Origin of the sequence: Streptomyces sp. NPDC003247, from assembly GCF_042888135.1 — a bacterium.
GTDB lineage: Bacteria > Actinomycetota > Actinomycetes > Streptomycetales > Streptomycetaceae > Streptomyces.
Window position 1 is genome coordinate 12,357 of record NZ_JBIAPF010000001.1, and the last position, 20,404, is coordinate 32,760.

The following is a 20,404-nucleotide window of genomic DNA, read 5'->3' on the forward strand; positions in this document are numbered from 1 at the left end:
GCCACCGGCGGACCGCGTTCGGGCGTCAGGTGTTGTCGGGGCCTGGGCAACACGCTTCAATGCGGGGGAACTCGGGGCGGTGAACGGCGCCCTACGGATGTGAAGGCGCCCCCGTGTCGTGGGGGCCCGGCCACCGACACGAACGGTCCGTCCAGCCGTCATGAGCATTCACAGAGAGGCCTGTGCATGCCGTACGCCCCACACCACGCGGACTCCGGCACCGACGCCGCCGCGGACCTGGACGCGGCGCTGCGCGACGGCCCCTTCCACGTCGCCCTGCGCGCCGCGATCGCCGCTCGGGGGCTTCCCCTGCAGCGCGTCCAGCACCACCTGTCACGGCACGGCGTGAGAGTCGGGATCACCAGTCTGAGTTATTGGCAGCAGGGCGCCCGGCGTCCGCAGCGTCCCGAGTCGATGAGGGCGGTCCGGGCCCTGGAGGAGATCCTGCGTCTGCCTCGGGAGTCCTTGATCCGGCTGCTCGCGGAGGCCCACGGGGACGCGGCCGCCGGGCAGCCGTCGGATCGCTCGTACCGTTCGCCTCCGGAGGCCTCGGACACCCTCACGGAACTGCTCGTCGAACTGGAGTGCCCTCCGGACGGCGGGCTCGTCACCCTTGGCCACCACGAGCGCGTCCGCATCGGCGCGCGCCGGGAACTGCGGGAACGGGAGTCCCAGCACATCGTCCGCGCCCACCGCGACGGCGTCGACCGCTTCGTGGCCGTCCACCACGGCGACCCCGGGTGCGACCCGGAGCGCATGACGCTGCACGCCCTGGAGAACTGCCGCCCCGGCCGGGTCCGGCGGCACCTCGACACCGGCATCCTCGTCGCCGAGCTCCTCTTCGACACCCGCCTGCGGGCCGGCGACACCTTCCTCTTCCGCTACGGCGTCGAGGACGGCACCGCCGGCGCCTCCCGGGAGTACGTCCGCTGCTTCGGCACGCCGGGCGGCCAGTACGCGCTGCAGATCCGGTTCGACGAGAACGCGCTGCCCGCGCGCTGCCACCGCCTCACCCGCCCTTCGGCGGCGGCACCGCGCGGCGGCCGTCAGGAACTGGCGCTCAGCCGACGGCACCGCTCCGTGCACCTCGTCGAGCCTCGTGTGCGGTCGGGCGTGATCGGCATCGGGTGGGACTGGGAGTGAACGGGCGCGCCGCCCGGGAGGGGGCGCCCGTGGGCATCAGGCGCCCGGCCCGGCGAGGATCCTGCCGTTCTCGGCCGTGACGGGCAGCGCGTTCAGCGGCACGGTCGCCGGTTCCCGCAGCACCTCGCCGGTCGTCGCGTCGAACTCGCTGCCGTGACAGGGGCAGATCAGGGTCGTCCCGTCGAGCCTGTTGATGGGGCACCCCGCGTGTGTGCAGACCGAGCTGTACGCCTTCAGCTCTCCGTTCTCGGACCGGCTGACCACCACGTTGTGGTCGCGGTAGAGCTTCGCGGTCCCCGGCGCCACCTCGCTGTCCGCGCCGAGCTCCACCGGAGCGGTGGGCGTGGGCGGTGCCGCGGCTTCGCCGGTCGGCGCGCAGCCGGCCAGACCGAGTCCCGCGGCGGGCGCGAGAGCCGATGCGGCAGTAAGCCTGGCGGCGGGCGCGAGAGCCGCTCCTCGCCGGACGGTACGGCGGCGCGCGGAGGGTCGGCCGGGCATGGGGGGCTCCACTGGTCGGCGGGTGGCAGGACGGCGGGCTCCGTGCGGCAGCGCCTCCGATCCCGGCCCGGACGTGGCACACACGGAGGCCGGGCGCGGGAGCGTGTGCGCCCTGGAACGCGCGCACGATACCGCCGGGGGTGGTGTGTGCGGACGGCGGGTTGCGTGGACTTGTAAGGGGTTGCGTAGGGCGCAAACGCTTGCGTAAGCGTTTACGCGCATCTCCGGATGGGATAGCTTCCCGCCAGGAACGGCACCGCCGCAGGCGACAGAGGGGGACTCCTTGGCCACCATGGCCGACGTGGCACGGCAAGCGGGGGTCTCCGTGGCGACCGTCTCCCATGTGCTGAACGAAACCCGCCCGGTCCTCCCCCACACCCGTCAGGCGGTCCTCGACGCCGTGGAGGAGCTCGGCTACACGCCCAACTCCCTCGCCCGTTCCCTGGTGACCTCCCGCACCCGCTCCATCGGGCTCGCCGTGTCGGCGATCAGCAACCCCTACTTCACCGAGCTCCTCCAGGGGGTCGAGGCCGCAGCCCTGGAGCAGGGATACAGCCTGCTGATCGCCGATCCGCACGACGACCCGGTGCACGAGCGGAAGGTCGTCCAGCTCCTGCACGAGCGGCGGGTGGACGGCGTGATCGTCGCACCGTCGGCGGAACCGGACGGTCTCCTGGCCTACCTCACCCGCCACAGGGTGCCCACGGTCCTCCTCGACCGGACCGCCGGCACACCGGCCGACGGCGTACCCCGCTTCGACCAGGTCTGTGCCGAGAACACCGAGCCCACGGCCCGGCTGGTCACCCATCTGGCGGCACTCGGCCACCGGCGCGTCGCGTTCGTCGCCGGCCTGCCCGGCCTCAGCACCACCGCCGAACGAATCGCCGGCTACCGGCGCGGTCTGGCGGCCGCCGGCCTGCCCTGCGACGAGCGCCTTCTGGTGCACGGTGACTCCGCGTCGGCCGGTGCCGAACGGGCCACCGCCGCCCTGCTGTCCCTGGACACCCCGCCGACCGCCCTGGTCACCGGCAACGACGCGATGACACTCGGCGTCCTGCGCGAACTGCGCGCCCGGGGTCTGACCGTGCCCGACGACCTCGCACTGTGCTGCTTCGACGACTTCGCCTGGGCGGACCTGTTCTCGCCCCGGCTGACCACGATCGCCCAGCCCAGCAAGGACATGGGCGTCCAGGCCGTCCGCGTCCTCCTCGAACGTATCGCCGCACCCCACGGGCCCGCCCGGACCGTGCGGCTCCCCTGCACCTTCGTGCACCGCACGTCGTGCGGCTGTGACCCGGACCGGCCGTCCGCGCCGTCCGAGAAAGGAACCGCCCCGTGATCGTCGTCGCAGGTGAGGCCCTGATCGACCTGGTACCGCAGGAAACGGGCGCCCTCGCCCCGCTGCGGCCCGCCCTCGGCGGCGGTCCCTACAACACGGCCGTGGCCCTCGGCCGGCTCGGTTCTCCCACGGCCTTCTGCTCCCGTGCCTCCTCCGACGCCTTCGGCGAGGCGCTGCTGGCCGGACTCCGGGAGGCGGGCGTGGACGTGTCGGCGGTGACGCGCGGTCCGGAACCGACCACCCTCGCCGTCGCCACGATCGACGGGAGCGGCTCTGCCGCCTACTCCTTCTACGTCGAGGGCACCGCCGACCGGCTGTTCACCGCCCCGGACGCGCTGCCTGCCGGGACGCGGGCGGTGTCCTTCGGCACCTGCTCGCTCGTCCTGGAGCCGGGTGCGAGCGCCTACGAGGAGCTGATGCGGACCGCCGCGGCGCGGGGCCTGTTCACCGCGCTCGACCCGAACATCCGGCCCGGGCTGATCCCGGACGCCGACGCCTACCGGGCACGTTTCAAGAGCTGGCTTCCGTCGGTGTCCCTGCTGAAGCTCTCGGAGGAGGACGCCCGATGGCTGGGCGGCACCCCGCGCGAGTGGCTGTCCGCCGGCCCGGCGGCCGTCGTGATCACTCACGGCGGCGACGGACTGACCGCCTTCACCCAGGACGGCGCGGTGTACCCGGTGCCGGGCGAGGAGGTCGAGGTGGTGGACACCATCGGCGCCGGCGACACCGTGAACGCGGCTCTGCTGCACGGTCTGTCGGCGCGCGACGCGCTGTCTCCGGCGGCGGTCGCGAGTCTGGGCCGCGAGGGCTGGGAGCGGCTGCTGCGGTTCGCGGCCCGCGCCGCGGCGGTCACCTGCTCACGGGCGGGCGCCGAGCCGCCGTACGCCGCCGAAGTCGGCGCGCCGTAGCGGGTCGCAACGGGTGGTGGAGCGGCCTGCATCCACCGGCCGGGGTCCCGGGACGGCCGGTGTGCATCAGCCGCTCCCTGGGCGCGAGCGCCCCTGACCGGACTTCTGGTTCTGCTTCTCTCGATGGTGTTGTCAAGGTGCGACCGGCCCCGCCTGTCGTCGGATGCAGGGCCAGGGTGGCTGCTGGTGGAACGGACGGCGCCCCGCGGGGAGTTCCCGCGGGGCGCCGTGCTTTTCCGGAACGTCCTTTGTTTTCAGGACTGTTCGGAAGTAGTCATGTTCTGTCGGCTACGGTCGGCTGCTTGTGCTCGGCCGGAGGCCGGGCACAGCTCGGCTCGGCTCGGCTCGGCTCAGGCCTTGCGGGCCCGCGCCGTCTTCTTCGCCGGCGTCGCCTTCTTGGTGGTGGAGGCCGCCTTCTTCGTCGCCGCGTTGTTGACGGACGTCGTGGCGGATGCCGTCTTCCGCGCCGTCGACCTCGCCGCGACCGTCTTCTTGGCCGCGGTCCCGCGCGCCGGCTTCACCGGTGCCGCGTCGCTGATGCGGTCGGCTCCGAGGATCTCCCGCAGGAACTTGCCGGTGTGACTGGCCGGGACCCCGGCGACCTCCTCCGGGGTGCCCTCGGCGACGACCAGGCCACCACCGGCGCCGCCCTCGGGGCCCATGTCCACGACCCAGTCGGCGGTCTTGATCACGTCGAGGTTGTGCTCGATGACGATGACCGTGTTGCCCTTGTCGACCAGGCCGGCGAGGACCTTGAGGAGCTTGCTGATGTCCTCGAAGTGCAGACCCGTGGTCGGCTCGTCCAGGACGTAGACCGTACGGCCGGTGGAACGCCGCTGGAGCTCGCTGGCGAGCTTCACACGCTGCGCCTCACCGCCGGACAGCGTGGTCGCGGACTGACCGAGCCGGACGTAGCCGAGGCCGACGTCCTTGAGGGTGTTGAGGTGCCGGGCGATCGCGGGAACGGCCTCGAAGAACTCCGTGGCCTCCTCGATCGGCATGTTGAGCACGTCGGCGATGGACTTGCCCTTGTAGTGGACCTCCAGGGTCTCCCGGTTGTAGCGGGCGCCGTGGCAGACCTCGCACGGGACGTAGACGTCCGGGAGGAAGTTCATCTCGATCTTGATCGTGCCGTCGCCCGAGCAGTTCTCGCAGCGGCCGCCCTTGACGTTGAAGGAGAAGCGGCCGGGCAGGTAGCCGCGGACCTTCGCCTCGGTCGTCTCGGCGAACAGCTTGCGGATGTGGTCGAAGACGCCGGTGTACGTGGCGGGGTTCGACCGGGGGGTGCGGCCGATGGGCGACTGGTCGACGTGGACGACCTTGTCGACGAGGTCGTCGCCGTCCACGCGCGTGTGCCGTCCCGGCACGTTCCTCGCGCCGTTCAGTTCGCGGGCCAGGTGGGTGTACAGGATGTCGTTGACCAGCGTCGACTTGCCGGAGCCGGACACACCGGTGACCGCGGTGAACACGCCCAGGGGGAAGGAGACGTCGATGTCCTGGAGGTTGTTCTCGCGGGCGCCGTGGACCGTGAGCTGCCGGGACGGGTCGCGCGGGCGCCGTACGTCGGGCACCGGGATGGCCTTCTTGCCGGACAGGTACTGACCGGTCTGCGACTCGGCGTTCGCGAGGAGTTCCTTGAAGGAGCCGCTGTGGACGACCTTGCCGCCGTGCTCGCCGGCACCGGGGCCGATGTCGACGACCCAGTCGGCGATCTTGATGGTGTCCTCGTCGTGTTCGACGACGATGAGCGTGTTGCCCATGTCGCGCAGCCGCACGAGGGTCTCGATCAGCCGGTGGTTGTCGCGCTGGTGCAGGCCGATGGACGGCTCGTCGAGGACGTACAGGACGCCGACGAGGCCGGAGCCGATCTGCGTGGCCAGGCGGATGCGCTGGGCCTCGCCGCCGGAGAGCGTGCCGGCCGCGCGGTTGAGCGAGAGGTAGTCGAGGCCGACGTCGACCAGGAACCGCAGCCGCTCGTTGACCTCCTTGAGCACGCGCTCGGCGATCTTCTTGTCGCGGGCGTTGAGCTTCAGCTCGCCCAGGAACTCGGCGCAGTCGCTGATGGACATGGCGGAGACCTCGGCGATGGACTTCTCCATGATCGTGACCGCGAGGACGATCGGCTTCAGGCGGGTGCCCTCACAGGTGGGGCAGGGCACCTCGCGCATGTAGCCCTCGAAGCGCTCACGGCTGGCGTCGCTCTCGGCCTCGCTGTGCCGGCGCTTGACGAAGGGGACGGCGCCCTCGAAGGGCGTCGTGTACACGCGCTCGCGGCCGTACCGGTTGCGGTAGCGGACCTCGATCTGGGTCTTGTGTCCGTACAGGAGCGCCTTCCTGGCGCGCTGCGGCAGGCCCGCGAAGGGGATGTCCGTCCGGAAGCCCAGCGCGTCCGCGAGGGCGCCGATGAGGCGGCCGAAGTAGTCCTTGGTGTGGCCGTGCGACCAGGGGTGGATGGCCCCCTCGTCCAGGGACTTGTCCTCGTCGGGGACGATCAGCTCGGGGTCGACCTCCATGCGCGTCCCGATGCCGGTGCACTCCGGGCAGGCGCCGAAGGGCGAGTTGAAGGAGAAGGAGCGGGGCTCCAGTTCTTCGAAGGACAGGTCGTCGTACGGGCAGTAGAGGTGTTCCGAGTACATGCGCTCGCGCTCGGGGTCGTCCTCGGGGAGGTCGACGAAGTCGAGCACGACCATGCCGCCGGACAGCCCGAGGGCGGTCTCCACGGAGTCGGTGAGCCGGCGCTTGGCGGACTCCTTCACCGTGAGGCGGTCGACGACCACCTCGATGGTGTGCTTCTCCTGCTTCTTCAGCGTCGGCGGGTGCGAGAGCTGGACCGTCTCGCCGTCCACACGCGCGCGGGAGTAGCCCTTGGTCTGCAGATCGGCGAACAGGTCCACGAACTCGCCCTTGCGCTCGCGCACGAGCGGCGACAGCACCTGGAAGCGGCTGCCCTCCGGCAGTTCCAGGACCCTGTCGACGATGGCCTGCGGCGACTGGCGCGAGATCGGGCGGCCGCACTCGGGGCAGTGCGGCTTGCCGATGCGCGCGAAGAGCAGACGCAGGTAGTCGTAGACCTCGGTGATGGTGCCGACCGTGGAGCGCGGATTGCGCGAGGTCGACTTCTGGTCGATGGAGACGGCCGGGGAGAGGCCTTCGATGAAGTCGACGTCCGGCTTGTCCATCTGGCCGAGGAACTGGCGGGCGTACGAGGAGAGCGACTCCACGTAGCGCCGCTGGCCCTCGGCGAAGATCGTGTCGAAGGCGAGCGAGGACTTGCCCGACCCCGACAGGCCCGTGAAGACGATGAGCGAGTCGCGCGGCAGGTCGAGCGAGACATTCTTGAGGTTGTGCTCGCGCGCGCCACGGACGATGAGACGGTCGGCCACGCCGGTCCGCACCTTTCTTGAGAGAAGTGACAGGGGCGGGGCCCCCGTCTTCCTCAGACTAGGGGGAGCCACTGACAGCGCCGGTCGGGATTCACCGGATGACAACAATCCCCGGCCTTCCAGCATGCCCGATGCCGCCACCGACCATATAGCACGTGCATTCGATTTATGGCCGCGGTCCGTCACCTTCACCCGAAGGAGTGGCAGGACTAGGGTCGGCGCCATGACTGATCACGCTCATGACCTGGGGTGTGTACGTGAAGCGACCGAGCGGCTGCTCGCTGCGGTCGCCGAGCTGGACAACGCGGCAGTGACCGAGTCGTCACGTCTGCCGGGCTGGAGCCGGGGACACGTCCTCGCCCACCTGGCACGCAACGCCGACGCTTTGGTCAACGTCCTTCAGGGCCGGCCCATGTACGCATCGAGCGAGACCCGGGAGACCGACATCGAGCGGGACGCCCCCCGCGCGCTCGATGTCCAGCTGGCGGACGTCCGGGACAGCACGGCCCGCTTCCTGGAGGCGGCCGCCGCGCCCGCCGACTGGTCACGCACGGTCGAGCTGCGCGGTGGGGTCACCGACTCGGCGGCCCGGGTGCCGTTCCGGCGGTGGGCCGAGGTCGAGCTGCACCATGTGGACCTCGGGATCGGTCACGAGCTGGAGGACCTGTCGGCGGAGTTCACCGAGCGGGAGATCGGCTTCCTGGTCCAGCGGTTCGCCGGACATCCCGACGTGCCGCCGACCCGGCTGACGGACGGCACGCGCGCGTGGCACACCGGCCGGGAGACCGGCGATCCCGAGGTGACCGTCGCAGGGTCCCGCGCGGACCTCCTGGGCTGGCTCGCCGGGCGCCGCGACGGCTCGGCCCTGGACGTCGACGGAGGCCCCCTCCCGGCCCTCCCGCCGCTATAGGCTGCCGTCATGACGTACAGCGGAGAGGTGAGGGTCGGCGGCCCGGCCGACGTGCACGAACTCAAGGACCTGATGATCACCAAGATCGCGGTCGGTCCGATGGACAACAACGCCTATCTGCTGCGCTGCCGGGCCACGGACGAGCAGCTGCTGATCGACGCGGCCAACGACGCGCACACGCTCCTCGGCATGATCGGTGACGACGGCATCGCCTCCGTCGTCACCACCCACCGTCACGGTGACCACTGGCAGGCGCTCGCCGACGTCGTGGCGGCCACGCGCGCGCGTACGTACGCCGGCCGGGACGACGTCGAGGGCATCCCCGTGCCGACCGACGTCCCCGTCGACGACGGCGACGTCGTGCGGGTGGGGAACGTGGAGCTCACCGCCCGCCACCTGGTCGGACACACCCCGGGCTCGATCGCCCTCGTCTACGACGACCCGCACGGCCACCCGCACGTCTTCACGGGCGACTGCCTCTTCCCGGGGGGCGTGGGCAACACCCGCAAGGACCCCCGGGCGTTCGCCAGCCTGATCCACGACGTCGAGACGAAGCTCTTCGATGCGCTCCCGGACGAGACCTGGGTCTATCCGGGACACGGCAACGACACCACCCTGGGCGCCGAGCGCCCGCACCTGCCGGAGTGGCACGCGCGCGGCTGGTGAGCCACCCCGTACGCCCGCGGTGTCGTGCACACCTGCACACCCGCGTGTCGCGCACGCCTGCACACCCACGGCGTGGCGCATGCCCGCGCTCCCACGACGGCGCACGCCCCCTGTGCACCTACGCAGTGCGCGCACCCAAGGGGCGTGCGCCGTCTCATGCGCGCCCCGCGTGAACGACGTGCACGCGGGGCTGCCCCGCGCACGTTCCCCCCGCACCTGCCCGCACGGTCGACCGGTGGCAGCCCCGCGCGGGACGGCGGCCCCGCACGGCCTGGGCCGCCGGTCTCTTCCCGCCCCTCGGCCGGCGGCCCAGGCGCTCCCGAACGCCCCTTTCACACGGCTGCAACACCCGTTCCCACAGGGTGGACAGTCGCTGACGTGATCTCGACAGACACGGCATTCACTGCCACTCTCCCGCCATGCCTTCTGACCCTCGTGTCCTACGCCGCGCCGCCGTCGGCGTCACCTCGGTCCTCCTCGCCGCCGCAGTCGGCTGCGCACCGCAGCCGGAGGACAAGGCGGCCGCTGCGCCGTCCGGTTCGGCCGGGAGCACCTGCGCCAAGAGCACGCTGGCCACCAAGACCTCCGGCAAGCTGACGATCGCCACCGACTCACCCGCGTACGAACCGTGGTTCAAGGACGACAAACCCGCCAACGGCCAGGGCTTCGAATCGGCGGTGGCCTACGCCGTGGCGAAGCAGCTCGGCTACGACGAGAACGCCGTGGTGTGGCAGAGCGTGCCGTTCAACAAGGCCTTCGCACCGGGTGAGAAGACCTTCGACTTCGACATCAACCAGGTGTCCATCAGCGACGAGCGCAAGAAGGCCGTGGACTTCTCGTCCGGCTACTACGACGTGCGCCAGGCCGTCATCGCGCTGAAGGGCACGAAGGCCGCGAGCGCGACGAGCGTCGCGGACCTCAAGGGCCTCAAGCTGGGCGTCCAGGTCGGCACCACCAGCCTGGACTACGTCGACGACGTCGTGCGGCCGACGCGGGCCGCCGCCGTCTACGCCAAGAACGACCAGGCCAAGTCCGCGCTGAAGAACGGCCAGGTCGACGCCATCGTCACCGACCTGCCGACCGCCTTCTACATCACCGCCGCCGAGGTGACCGACGGCACCATCGTCGGCCAGTTCGAGAACCAGGGCGGTACGCCGGAGCAGTTCGGACTGGTGCTCGACAAGGGCAGCGCGCTCACCTCGTGCGTGACGGCCGCCGTCGACGCCCTCCGTCAGAACGGCACCCTGGCGAAGATCGAGCAGCAGTGGCTCTCCGACGCCGTCGACGCCCCGGTGCTCAAGTGACGGTCACCGAGGAGGAGTCCGGCGCGGAGGGCGCGGACGACAGCCGGAACGTGCCCGAGAGCGGCAAGGAGGGGCCCGGCCACGGGTACGTCCCCTCGCGGCGGCGGCTGGAGCGCGAGCGCTATCGGCGCACGCGCGCACGCCGCGCCACGGCGATCGCCGCGCTCTCGACCCTGGTCACCGCCGTCGCGCTCTATCTGATCGTCGTCAGCGCACCCGGCTGGCCCCGCACCAAGGAGACGTTCTTCGACGGGCGGTACGCGCGCGAGGCCTTCCCGAAGGTCCTGGAAGGGCTCTGGCTGAACGTCCGCCTGCTGTTCGCCTGCGGCGCCGCCGTGCTGGTCCTCGGCATGCTCATCGCCGTGGCCCGGACCCTGCGCGGCCCTCTCTTCTTCCCCCTGCGCGTGCTGGCGGCGGCGTACACCGACTTCTTCCGTGGACTGCCGCTGATCATCAACCTGATGATCGTGGTGCTGGGTGTCCCGGCACTGCGTCTGCAGGGGGTCACCGTCGACCCGGTTCTGCTCGGCGGCACGGCACTGACCCTGACGTACTCGGCGTACGTGGCGGAGGTGTTCCGCGCCGGCATCGAGTCCGTCCACCCCTCGCAGCGCGCGGCGGCCCGCTCGCTGGGCCTCACCAACCGGCAGGCCCTGCGGTACGTGGTGCTCCCCCAGGCCGTGCGCCGTCAGGTGCCCCCGCTGCTGAACGACCTGGTGTCCCTGCAGAAGGACACCGGTCTCGTGTCGATCGGCGGCGCCATCGACGCCGTGCGCGCCGCGGACATCATCGTGGGGCGCAGCCTCAACTACACGCCGTACATCGTCGCGGGTCTGGTGTTCGTGGCGCTGACCATTCCGATGACGCGTTTCACGGACTGGGTGACGGCCCGGATGGACCGTCGGCGGGCCCAGGGAGGAACGACATGAGCGACACGTCCGCACCGCCCGGCGGTCGGCCCGCTTCCCCCGACGGCTCACCCGTGCTGCGGATGGAGTCCGTCCGCAAGACCTTCGGCGGTTCCGTCGTCCTTCGGGACGTCGATCTGGAGGTCGCCCCGCACACGGTGACCGTGCTGATCGGTGCCTCCGGCTCCGGCAAGTCCACCCTGCTGCGCTGTGCCAACCTGCTGGAGGGCATCGACGACGGGGCGATCTGGCTGGACGGTGAGGAGATCACCGACCCGCGCGCCGACCAGGACGCGGTACGGCGCCGTATCGGCGTGGTCTTCCAGGCGTACAACCTCTTCCCGCACATGACCGTGCTGGAGAACATCACGCTCGCCCCGCGCCGCGTGCACGGCGTCGACCGCGCCGAGGCCGAGGAACGCGCGCGGGAACTCCTGGAGCGGCTCGGTCTCGGCGGCAGGGCGGGCGAGTACCCCGACCGGCTCAGCGGCGGTCAGCAGCAGCGTGTCGCCATCGTGCGCGCCCTCGCCGTACGCCCCCGGCTGCTGCTGCTCGACGAGATCACCGCGGCTCTCGATCCGGAGCTGGTGGGCGAGGTCCTGAACGTCGTCCGCGACCTCAAGGACGACGGCATGACCATGGTGCTGGCCACGCACGAGATGGGCTTCGCCCGGGAGGTCGCCGACCAGGTGTGTTTCCTGGACGCGGGTGTGGTGCTGGAACACGGCACAGCCGCCCAGGTCTTCGGCGATCCCCAGCGGGAACGCACCCGGCGCTTCCTGCGGCGGATCGTGGAGGCGGGCCACCTGTAAGGACCGGGCACCTGGAGGGTGCGGCTTACACCGGCAGGCGGGTCACGCGTCCGCCTGCGCCGGTCCCGCCAGCGCGGCGACCCGCTCCACGCCGAACACGTACCCCTGCACGCCGCAGCCCGCGATGACGCCGTCGGCGCGCAGGGAGACGTACGAGTGGTGCCGGAACGACTCGCGCCGGTGGATGTTGGAGATGTGCACCTCCAGCACGGGCAGACCGTCGCAGGTGTTGAGCGCGTCCAGGATCGCGACCGAGGTGTGCGAGTAGGCGCCCGGGTTGATCACGATGCCGCAGTGGTTCGCACGCGCCTCGTGGATCCAGTCGATCAGCTGGCCCTCGTGGTTGGACTGCCGGAAGTCCACCGTGCCCCCGTGCGCGGCCGCCGCCTTGAAGCACAGCTCCTCGACGTCGGCGAGGGTGTCGGCACCGTAGATCTCGGGCTGGCGCTGCCCCAGGAGGTTCAGGTTGGGGCCGTTGAGAATCATGATCGGGGCGTCTGCCAGGGTGCGGGGCACGGTTCCTCCGGTCCGTTCGGCGTGGGGCGGTCCGTCGGGGACCGCTGCTCGAACCCGGTTTATCACGGTGAGACCGCGGGGCAGCAGGCCGTACCCTCCCCTGCATGACGCCCCCTTCGTACCCGCCCAAGCCCTCGCCCGGCGACCGCATAGCCGTCCTCTCGCCGTCCGCGGGCCTGCCCGGGCTCTTCCCGCGCCCCCACGAACTGGGCCTGCGGCGGCTGCGCGAGGAGTTCGGCCTCGAGCCGGTCGAGTTCCCGACGACCCGGACGATGGGTGCGACCGCGCAGCAGCGGGCCGACGACATCCACGCGGCGTTCGCCGACCCCGAGGTGAAGGCGGTCATGGCGTCGATCGGCGGCGACGACCAGCTCACCGTCCTGCCGCTGCTGGACCGTGAGCTCCTCCGCGCGAACCCGAAGCCGTTCTTCGGGACGAGCGACAACACGAACCTGCTCGCCTACCTGTACAACACAGGCATCGTCGGCTATCACGGCGCGAGCGTGATGGTGCAGCTCGGCCGGCCCGTGGCCATGGACAAGCTGACCGCGGACTCCCTGCGGGCGGCGCTGTTCACCTCCGGCGCGTACGACCTGCGGCCCGCCGAACGCTGGACGGACGTCAACCGCGACTGGGCCGACCCCGCGACGTTCGAGACGGAGCCGGAGACCCGGCCCGGCACCGGATGGACCTGGCACAACGCCGACCGCGTGGTGGAGGGCCGCAGCTGGGGCGGCTCCGTGGAGATCGTCTCCTGGCTGCTGATGGCCGACCGGGAGATCGCGCACGACCTGTCCGTGTACGACGGTGGCGTGCTGTTCCTGGAGACCTCGGAGGAGCTGCCCAGCGCCACGGAGGTCTTCCGGATCCTCCGCAACATGGGCGAGCGCGGCCTGCTGCGGCGCTTTCCGGCGCTGCTGATGGGGCGCGCGAAGACGTGGTCGTTCGAGCGTCCCAACAGCACGGAGGAGGGCGCGCGGTACGCCGCAGAGCAGCGCGAAGCGGTGCTGCGTGCGCTGCGGGCGTACGCCCCTGACACGCTGGCCGTCTTCGACGTGGACTTCGGCCACACCGACCCGCAGCTCGTCATCCCCTACGGCGGGACGGTCCGCGTCGACGGGCCCGCACAGCGCATCACCGTCACCTACTGAGCCGACCGCCCCGGCGCGCGCTGCCGCGCGCCCCCGTAACCCCTCGTGACGGCGGGTAGTTGACGCGGCATGCACGAAGCACGCACTGTGACCGCGCCCTCCATGACCCGGCTCGCGTCCGCCTCGCTCGCGGGAACGGCCATCGAGTTCTACGACTTCTTCGTCTACGGAACGGCGGCCGCGCTGATCCTGGGTCCGCTGTTCTTCCCGACGTTCTCGCCGCTCGCCGGGACGCTGGCCGCCTTCGGGACGTTCGGCGTGGGCTTCGTGGCACGGCCGCTGGGGTCGGTGCTCTTCGGGCACCTCGGGGACCGGCGCGGACGGCGGCCGGTGCTCGTCGTCTCCCTCCTGCTGACCGGCGCCTCGACGGTCGCCGTCGGGTGCCTGCCGACGTACGGCTCGATCGGGGCGACCGCTCCCCTGCTGCTGCTCCTGCTGCGGTTCCTGCAGGGGCTCGGGCTGGGCGGCGAGTGGGGCGGCGCGGTTCTCCTGACCACGGAGCACGCGCCCGCCGAGCGGCGTGGACTGTGGTCGAGCTTCCCGCAGGTGGGGCCCGCGGTGGGTTTCGTGCTGGCCAACGGGGTGGTGCTGGCCCTGTCGGCGACACTCACCGAGGCGCAGTTCGCTCAGTGGGGCTGGCGGGTGCCCTTCTGGGCGGCCGGGGTGCTGGCGGTGCTCGGGCTGTGGCTCAGGTCGTCGCTTCCCGAGAGCCCGCTGTTCCTGGAGATCGACGATCACGCGCGCGTGCCGCTCGTCGAGGTCGTGCGCTCCCACTGGCGGCTCGTCCTGCTGACCGCGGGAGGCATGGCTGTCGGGTACGCGATCTTCTACGCCGTGACGACGTGGTCGCTCGCCTACGCCACGGAGCGGCTCGGGGTGAACCGCAACGTCATGCTGGCCTGCATCCTGGCCGCGGTGGTGGTCCAGGGCGCGCTGACGCCCCTGGCAGCCCTGGCCGGTGACCGCCTGGGCCGACGGCCGCTGTGCCTCACCGGGTGCGTGGCGGCCGCCGTGTGGATGTTCCCGATGGTCGCGCTTCTGTCGACCGGCCGGCCCCTGCCGATGTTCGTGGGCCTCCTGGGGGCGCTGATCGCGTTCATCACGATGTTCGCCGTGATCGCCGCGTATCTGCCGGAGTTGTACGAGCCGCGTGTGCGCTGCACGGGCGCGGCCGTCGGCTACAACCTCGGTGGCGTGCTCGGCGGCGCGCTCACGCCCCTCATGGCCACGGCCCTCGCGGAGCAGGCGGGGCGGGTGCCGTGGGGTGTGGGCACCTATCTGACGGGCGTCGCACTGCTCAGTCTGGGCTGTTTCGCCCTGCTGCCGGAGACCCTGCCGACACCGGTGGCGGCGACGGGTGCCGCTTCGAAGACGGAGCCGGAGGCGGCCACGGGGTGAGGCGGGGCGGCCGGCGTCCGTCACCCGTGGGCGCGTCCGGGTGTGCCGACCGGCCTCACGGATTGATCGCGAGTTCCAGATAGGCGGCGAAGATGACCAGATGCACACCGCCCTGGAGCGGCGTGGCCCTCCCCGGCACCACCGTCAGGGAGGCCACCACGACCGTCAGGGCGAGCAGCACCATGTGGGTGGCGCTGAGGCCGAGGACGAGCGGGCCGGAGAGCCATATGGACGCGAGGGCGACGGCAGGGATGGTCAGGCCGATGCTGGCCATCGCGGAGCCGAGCGCGAGGTTGAGGCTGGTCTGCACCCGGTCGCGCCGGGCGGAGCGCAGCGCGGCGATGGTCTCCGGAAGCAGCACGAGCAGCGCGATGATCACACCGACCACCGCGTGGTGCAGGCCGGCCGCCTCCACGCCGGACTCGATGGTGGGGGAAACGCCCTTGGCGAGCCCGACCACGCCGATCAGTGCCAGGCCGAGGAGTCCGAGGCTGATCAGGGCGGTCCGGGAGGACGGGGCGTCGGCGTGGTCGTCCGCGGTGATGACGCCGCCCTGCCGGGCGATCGGCAGGAAGTAGTCGCGGTGCCGCACGGTCTGGGTCGCCACGAACAGGCCGTAGAGGATCAGCGAGGAGAGCGCGGCGAAGGTGAGCTGGACGGCGGAGAACTCCGGTCCCGGCTTGCTGGTGGTGAAGGTCGGCAGGACCAGGCTGAGCGTGGCCAGGGTCGCGACGGTCGCGAGGGCGGCTCCGGTGCCTTCGGGATTGAAGATGGCCGTGCCGTGGCGCAGCGAACCGACGAGCAGACACAGCCCGACGACGCCGTTGCAGGTGATCATCACGGCGGCGAAGACCGTGTCCCTGGCGAGCGTCGCGCTCTTGTCGCCGCCGTCCACCATCAGGGTCACGATCAAGGCGACCTCGATGATCGTCACGGCCACCGCGAGCACCAGGGACCCGAACGGTTCGCCGACCCGGTGGGCGACGACCTCCGCATGATGGACGGCGGCCAGGACGGCTCCGGCGAGGACCACGGTCACCAGGGCGACGACCGGGCCGGGCAGGCCGCGCCCCCAGGTCAAGGCCAGCAGGACGACCGCGAGTACGGGCACGAGGGTCGTCCACCGGTTCGTGAGCGGCCTGAGCCAACCGATCATGCTGCGATCGTCGCAGAGCGGGACGGGCTTCGCATGTCCGGCCCGTGCGTCTGGTTCTTGGCTCATGCGGCCTCTCCCTGGTCGCGCTGGTTCGGTCGTCGGGCGACGAGGCCGGCGGCGAACGGCCGGGAGCGATGGCCGGCAGTGCGCCGGTCACCGCTCCCGTCGCCGCCTTGTCGTCCGAGGTCAGACGTCGAGGCTGTCCTTCGGAGCGCCTTCGCTCTCGTTCTGCGCCTTCTCGGCCGTCGTCTGCTTCCGGGAGGCCCGCAGGCTGGTGATCGTCGTGACGATCAGCACGGAGCAGATGACGCCGAGCGAGACGGGGATGCTGATCTCCGGGACGTGGACCCCGGACTCGTGCAGCGCGTGAAGCACCAGCTTCACGCCGATGAAGCCGAGGATGACGGACAGGCCGTAGCTCAGGTGCACCAGCTTCTTCAGCAGGCCGCCGATGAGGAAGTACAGCTGCCGCAGGCCCATGAGGGCGAACGCGTTCGCCGTGAAGACGATGTACGGGTCCTGCGTGAGACCGAAGATCGCGGGGATCGAGTCGAGCGCGAAGAGCACGTCGGTGGTGCCGATCGCGAGCATGACCACGAGCATCGGGGTCATGACCCGCTTGCCGTTCTGCTCGATCCACAGCTTGGTGCCGTGGTAGCGGTCGGCTACACCGAACTTGCGCTCAACGGCCTTGAGCAGCTTGTTCTCCTCGTACTCCTCGTCCGCCTCGTCGGCCCGGGCCTCCTGGATGAGCTTCCAGGCGGTCCAGATCAGGAAGGCGCCGAAGAGGTAGAACACCCACGCGAAGCTGGCGAGGATCGCGGCGCCCGCGGCGATGAAGACGGCCCGCAGAATCAGGGCTATGAGGACGCCGACGAGCAGGACCCGCTGCTGGTACTGCGACGGGACCGCGAACTTCGCCATGATCAGGACGAAGACGAAGAGGTTGTCGACGCTGAGGGACTTCTCGGTGATGAAGCCCGCGAAGAACTCTCCGGCGGGCTGGCCGCCGCCGAAGAACAGCAGGCCGAGCCCGAAGAGTCCGGCGAGGGCGATCCAGACGCCGGTCCAGATGCCGGCTTCCTTGATCGACACGTCGTGCGGTTTGCGGCCGATGAAGAAGTCGACCGCGATGAGGGCGGCCAGGCCCACGATGGTCAGGACCCACAGGGTCACGGAAACATCCACTGCGCCTCCGGCAGTACGTAACGGCAGGTAGTCAGCGTCGTCGCGCTGCCGGAGGTCTCTTCCACCCCGGGTCCCGGTTCACAGCACACGCGTGGGACCGCACGGGCCGACGCCCCGGGATCTGGCTCGATCCGTATTGACGGGTACGCCGCAGCAGGTAGGGAGTACTCCCCTCCGTACGGAAAACAGTACCCGAATCACCAAGGATTGGTAAAGTGCTTGGTAAAGGAAAATCAAAAGTCGCTGCTCATGGCGCCTTTACGGGTACTTGGGGAAGCTGTGGGAGCCGTTACCGCAACCAGGTCCGGCGAGCCGTGGCGACCTGGGTGAGGACGTGTTCGAGGACCTGGCTGCCCGCCGGCACGAGCGCGGGTTCGTAGGTCCAGGCATGCCCGACCCAGGGGTCGGCGAGGTGGTCGTCGGGGACCGGCGTCAGACGCATCAGCCCGCGCCACAGCGGATCCAGCAACGGACCGTAACCGCCGGCGTCCTCCCGGTCGGCGACCATCATCAGATGGACACCGACGGCGGGGCCCTCGTCCGCGAGGTAGCGGAGCTGGTTGACCGCACGGTCGTCGAAGCCGTGCGGGAAGTCGTTGACGACCAGGAGCTGCTGGGACGCGTCGAAGCCGGGAGGGAGCGAGTCGGCCGCGCCTCCGCGGACGGCCATCTGCACCAGGTCCACGCGCTGGGTGAGCCGGCCCAGGGCGTCCGCCACACCGGCCGCGCCGACGGCGGGCGGACCCGCGAGCACACCGGCCCGCACCAGGGGAGCGAGGGCCTGCGCGCCCGAGCCGGCCGGGTCGACGACGTGGACGGTGAACTCGCCTGCGGGATGGACCGCCAGCAGGCGGGCCGTGTGCGCCACGGCCGACTCCATGGCGAGGCGCCTCAGCTCGTGGGAGTCGGCGAAGGAGCCGTCGGACGATCCCGTCCTGCCGCTGTCGATCCACAGCCCGCGCTCCAGCGGCAGCCTCATCAGCATGGGGATGCGCAGCCGCTCACTCTCGGGCAGGTGGAGGTCGCCCAGGCGCAGGGCCATGGGCATCTCCATGGGCACGCGGTAGGCCTGCCAGACCGGGTTGTCCCAGCGCGCGTACGCGGGCGGCAGCGCCGGCTCCACGACGTCGGCCTCGGCGGTGAGCTGGGCCAGATCCCGGTCAAGGGCCTGCTGGGCCTGCTCGACGAGTTGCGCGTACTTGGCGCGGGCCGCCTCGCGGGCGGCGTCCGCCTGGCCTCCGATGCGGCTGCGCGGATCGGACAGGATCTGGTCGAGCTCGTTCTCCCGGCGGGTGTCGGCGAAGTCGACCGCACTGCGGTAGGCGGCCGTGGTGCGCGCCAGGTCCTCGAACATGCCCCAGACCTGGTTGTAGAGCCGCTCCTCCATGGACCAGCCGGTAGCGTCCCCGGCGACGGGCTGCGTGGGCTGCCCGGGCTGGGCCGGAGCCGCGGTGGGCGGGGGCGGTGGGGCGGTGCTGCGCCGACGCGGGTGGCGGTAGTCGATCGGGCCCCCCGTGGGGGGCGCCGACGATGCTGACGGCTCGGTGCCGGCCGACGGGTCGGCCGGCACGGAGTCCGTCGAGTAGCCCGACCCGGGGTCGGAGGAGCCGGGCGTGCCGGGGGCCTGACCGGGGGTTCCCTCATAAGGGCCGGTGGCGCCCTGGGTGGCCTGTGCGCCGTACGGAGAGCCGCTCTGGTCCTGGCCGAGGGCGGACGCGGCCGCCTGCCGGGAGCGGTCGACGTCCGTCGTACGCGGCGGTGGAGCGGGCACCGAACGGGCCACGCCCAGCGCCACGGCCTCCTGGATCCCGGCCGCGAGCTCGTGTGCCTGCGGCAGGCCCTGGTCGGTGAGGAGCTCGGTGAGGCCGCCGGCGTAGCCCTGGCCGACCGCGCGCACTTTCCAGGCGCCCTGGCGCCGGTACAGCTCCAGGGCGACAACGGCCGACTCGGCGTCCAGGCCGGTGATGGTGTAGCTGGCGACCTCTGCGCCGTCGAGGCCGGTGACCGCGACGAAGGGGGCCGCGACGGAGCCGAAACCGATCGGTCCGCCGGTGCCCGAGGGCAGGGCGAGCAGGATGCTGACGCGGTGCACGTCCGCGGCGACGGCGTCCAGGTCCACCGCGAGGCGGTGGTCGGCGGCCGCCTGCCGGGACACCTCGATGCCGGGCAGGTCGGGCGCGCCCGGGTGGGCCACCCGCTCCACGCCGTGGATCCTGCCGCTGTCGTCGCCGAGGGTGGCACCTGCGACGATCGGCGTTCCGGCCGAGATCCTGACCTCGAGGCGGACCTGGGAGAGCGGGTGGTTCTGCCCCCGCACCAGCTCGGCCGTCATCGCCTGTCGTCCCCCCTGTGTCGCGTGTGGTGTCGTGGTGTCCCGCTCGTCCTGGCCAGGTCTCAGCCGGGTCTTACAGGACGGGCAGGATGGCGGGCAGCAGGTCCTGGAAGGTGCGGCCGTTGGCCGGGGTGCCGAGAGCGGTCATGCTCCAGCCGCTGCCGACGCGGTGCACCTTGGCCATGACCTGGGCCGTGTACGCGCCGCCACCTGCGAGCGTGTAGCGGGCGAGCTCCTGGCCGTTGGTCTCGTCGACCAGACGGCAGAACGCGTTCTGCACCTCCTGGAACGTCTGGCCCGTGAAGGAGTTGACGGTGAAGACGATCTGGTCGATGTGGACCGGGACGCGGGCCAGGTCGACGAGGATCGCCTCGTCGTCGCCGCCCTGGCCGACACCGCCGACGAGGTTGTCACCGGTGTGGCGGACGGAGCCGTCGTCGCTCACCAGGTGGCGGAAGAAGACGACGTCGACCGGCTGCTTGTCCGCGAACAGGACGGCGGAGGCGTCGAGGTCGATCTCCCGGGTGCGGGAGCCGAACAGGCCACGCCGGGGGGCCGCCTGCCAGCCGAGACCCATGCGCACCGCGGTCAGGCTGCCCCCGTCGTTCTTCTGCAGACTGATGGCCTGACCCTTGGTCATGTTGACGGTCACGCGCTGATTCCCCTCTCGAACTGTCCCCTGTTGCCGCGGACCCCGCGGTTGACGAAAACCCTACGCAAGGGCACTGACAGCGCCGTACCCGAGACCGCACTTTGTGTCGTTCTTGCAACACAGTGCGTACGGCGCCCGAG

The 20,404-nt window shown here is 71.3% G+C and carries 17 protein-coding genes; 10 read left to right on the forward strand and 7 right to left on the reverse strand.

The window, feature by feature from the left end; translation table 11 throughout:
• Positions 1 to 186: 186 nt before the first annotated feature.
• Positions 187 to 1,143 carry a hypothetical protein gene (locus ACFYWQ_RS00060; protein ID WP_389511466.1) on the forward strand — a complete coding sequence of 319 codons (957 nt, stop codon included), beginning with the start codon at positions 187 to 189 and terminating at the stop codon, positions 1,141 to 1,143.
• A 36-nt stretch (positions 1,144 to 1,179) separates the two neighbouring features.
• On the opposite strand, the gene ACFYWQ_RS00065 is transcribed toward ACFYWQ_RS00060, so the two are convergent.
• Complete coding sequence (locus tag ACFYWQ_RS00065) at positions 1,180 to 1,641, reverse strand: Rieske (2Fe-2S) protein (protein WP_389511467.1); 462 nt, start codon at positions 1,639 to 1,641, stop codon at positions 1,180 to 1,182.
• 283 nt (positions 1,642 to 1,924) lie between these two features.
• Between ACFYWQ_RS00065 and ACFYWQ_RS00070 the strand changes: the two genes are divergently transcribed.
• The gene (locus tag ACFYWQ_RS00070; RefSeq protein WP_389511468.1) at positions 1,925 to 2,980 is read left to right on the forward strand and encodes a LacI family DNA-binding transcriptional regulator; all 1,056 of its coding nucleotides are present in this window, start codon (positions 1,925 to 1,927) and stop codon (positions 2,978 to 2,980) included.
• Positions 2,977 to 3,888, forward strand: a complete 912-nt coding sequence (locus tag ACFYWQ_RS00075; RefSeq protein WP_389511469.1) for a carbohydrate kinase — start codon at positions 2,977 to 2,979, stop codon at positions 3,886 to 3,888. The genes ACFYWQ_RS00070 and ACFYWQ_RS00075 overlap by 4 nt, the downstream gene beginning before the upstream one ends.
• A 350-nt stretch (positions 3,889 to 4,238) precedes the next feature.
• On the opposite strand, the gene uvrA is transcribed toward ACFYWQ_RS00075, so the two are convergent.
• Positions 4,239 to 7,271 carry an excinuclease ABC subunit UvrA gene (uvrA, locus tag ACFYWQ_RS00080; protein WP_389511470.1) on the reverse strand — a complete coding sequence of 1,011 codons (3,033 nt, stop codon included), beginning with the start codon at positions 7,269 to 7,271 and terminating at the stop codon, positions 4,239 to 4,241.
• 223 nt (positions 7,272 to 7,494) lie between these two features.
• Here uvrA and ACFYWQ_RS00085 point away from each other — a divergent pair, with 223 nt between their 5' ends.
• The 5 genes from ACFYWQ_RS00085 to ACFYWQ_RS00105 all read left to right on the forward strand — a co-directional run bounded on the left by ACFYWQ_RS00085 (position 7,495) and on the right by ACFYWQ_RS00105 (position 11,871).
• Complete coding sequence (locus tag ACFYWQ_RS00085; protein WP_389511471.1) at positions 7,495 to 8,181, forward strand: maleylpyruvate isomerase family mycothiol-dependent enzyme; 687 nt, start codon at positions 7,495 to 7,497, stop codon at positions 8,179 to 8,181.
• Positions 8,182 to 8,190: 9 nt separating this feature from the next.
• Complete coding sequence (locus ACFYWQ_RS00090) at positions 8,191 to 8,847, forward strand: MBL fold metallo-hydrolase (RefSeq protein WP_389511472.1); 657 nt, start codon at positions 8,191 to 8,193, stop codon at positions 8,845 to 8,847.
• Between the two features lie 419 nt (positions 8,848 to 9,266).
• Positions 9,267 to 10,151, forward strand: a complete 885-nt coding sequence (locus ACFYWQ_RS00095; RefSeq protein WP_389511473.1) for an ABC transporter substrate-binding protein — start codon at positions 9,267 to 9,269, stop codon at positions 10,149 to 10,151.
• A complete protein-coding gene (locus ACFYWQ_RS00100; protein ID WP_389511474.1) occupies positions 10,148 to 11,080 on the forward strand; it encodes an amino acid ABC transporter permease in 933 nt (310 codons plus the stop codon). Before ACFYWQ_RS00095 ends, ACFYWQ_RS00100 begins: the two co-directional genes overlap by 4 nt.
• Positions 11,081 to 11,142: 62 nt before the next feature.
• Positions 11,143 to 11,871 carry an amino acid ABC transporter ATP-binding protein gene (locus tag ACFYWQ_RS00105; protein ID WP_389512829.1) on the forward strand — a complete coding sequence of 243 codons (729 nt, stop codon included), beginning with the start codon at positions 11,143 to 11,145 and terminating at the stop codon, positions 11,869 to 11,871.
• 42 nt (positions 11,872 to 11,913) lie between these two features.
• On the opposite strand, the gene aroQ is transcribed toward ACFYWQ_RS00105, so the two are convergent.
• Positions 11,914 to 12,387, reverse strand: a complete 474-nt coding sequence (gene aroQ, locus ACFYWQ_RS00110) for a type II 3-dehydroquinate dehydratase (RefSeq protein ID WP_389511475.1) — start codon at positions 12,385 to 12,387, stop codon at positions 11,914 to 11,916.
• 104 nt (positions 12,388 to 12,491) lie between these two features.
• Between aroQ and ACFYWQ_RS00115 the strand changes: the two genes are divergently transcribed.
• Both ACFYWQ_RS00115 and ACFYWQ_RS00120 read left to right on the forward strand, forming a co-directional pair.
• Positions 12,492 to 13,538 (forward strand): S66 peptidase family protein, encoded by a 1,047-nt coding sequence (locus ACFYWQ_RS00115; RefSeq protein WP_389511476.1) that lies wholly within the window; start codon positions 12,492 to 12,494, stop codon positions 13,536 to 13,538.
• Between the two features lie 69 nt (positions 13,539 to 13,607).
• Positions 13,608 to 14,936, forward strand: coding sequence for an MFS transporter (locus ACFYWQ_RS00120; RefSeq protein WP_389511477.1), 1,329 nt, complete (start codon positions 13,608 to 13,610; stop codon positions 14,934 to 14,936).
• A gap of 55 nt (positions 14,937 to 14,991) precedes the next feature.
• Here ACFYWQ_RS00120 and ACFYWQ_RS00125 read toward each other — a convergent pair whose 3' ends face one another.
• The 4 genes from ACFYWQ_RS00125 to ACFYWQ_RS00140 all read right to left on the reverse strand — a co-directional run bounded on the left by ACFYWQ_RS00125 (position 14,992) and on the right by ACFYWQ_RS00140 (position 20,264).
• Entirely contained in the window at positions 14,992 to 16,092 is a 1,101-nt protein-coding gene (locus ACFYWQ_RS00125; protein WP_389511478.1) for a calcium:proton antiporter, read from the reverse strand.
• 186 nt (positions 16,093 to 16,278) lie between these two features.
• Positions 16,279 to 17,280, reverse strand: coding sequence for a TerC family protein (locus tag ACFYWQ_RS00130; protein ID WP_389511479.1), 1,002 nt, complete (start codon positions 17,278 to 17,280; stop codon positions 16,279 to 16,281).
• A gap of 289 nt (positions 17,281 to 17,569) precedes the next feature.
• The gene (locus ACFYWQ_RS00135; protein WP_389511480.1) at positions 17,570 to 19,612 is read right to left on the reverse strand and encodes a TerD family protein; all 2,043 of its coding nucleotides are present in this window, start codon (positions 19,610 to 19,612) and stop codon (positions 17,570 to 17,572) included.
• Positions 19,613 to 19,685: 73 nt separating this feature from the next.
• Positions 19,686 to 20,264, reverse strand: a complete 579-nt coding sequence (locus ACFYWQ_RS00140) for a TerD family protein (protein WP_389511481.1) — start codon at positions 20,262 to 20,264, stop codon at positions 19,686 to 19,688.
• Positions 20,265 to 20,404: the final 140 nt, after the last annotated feature.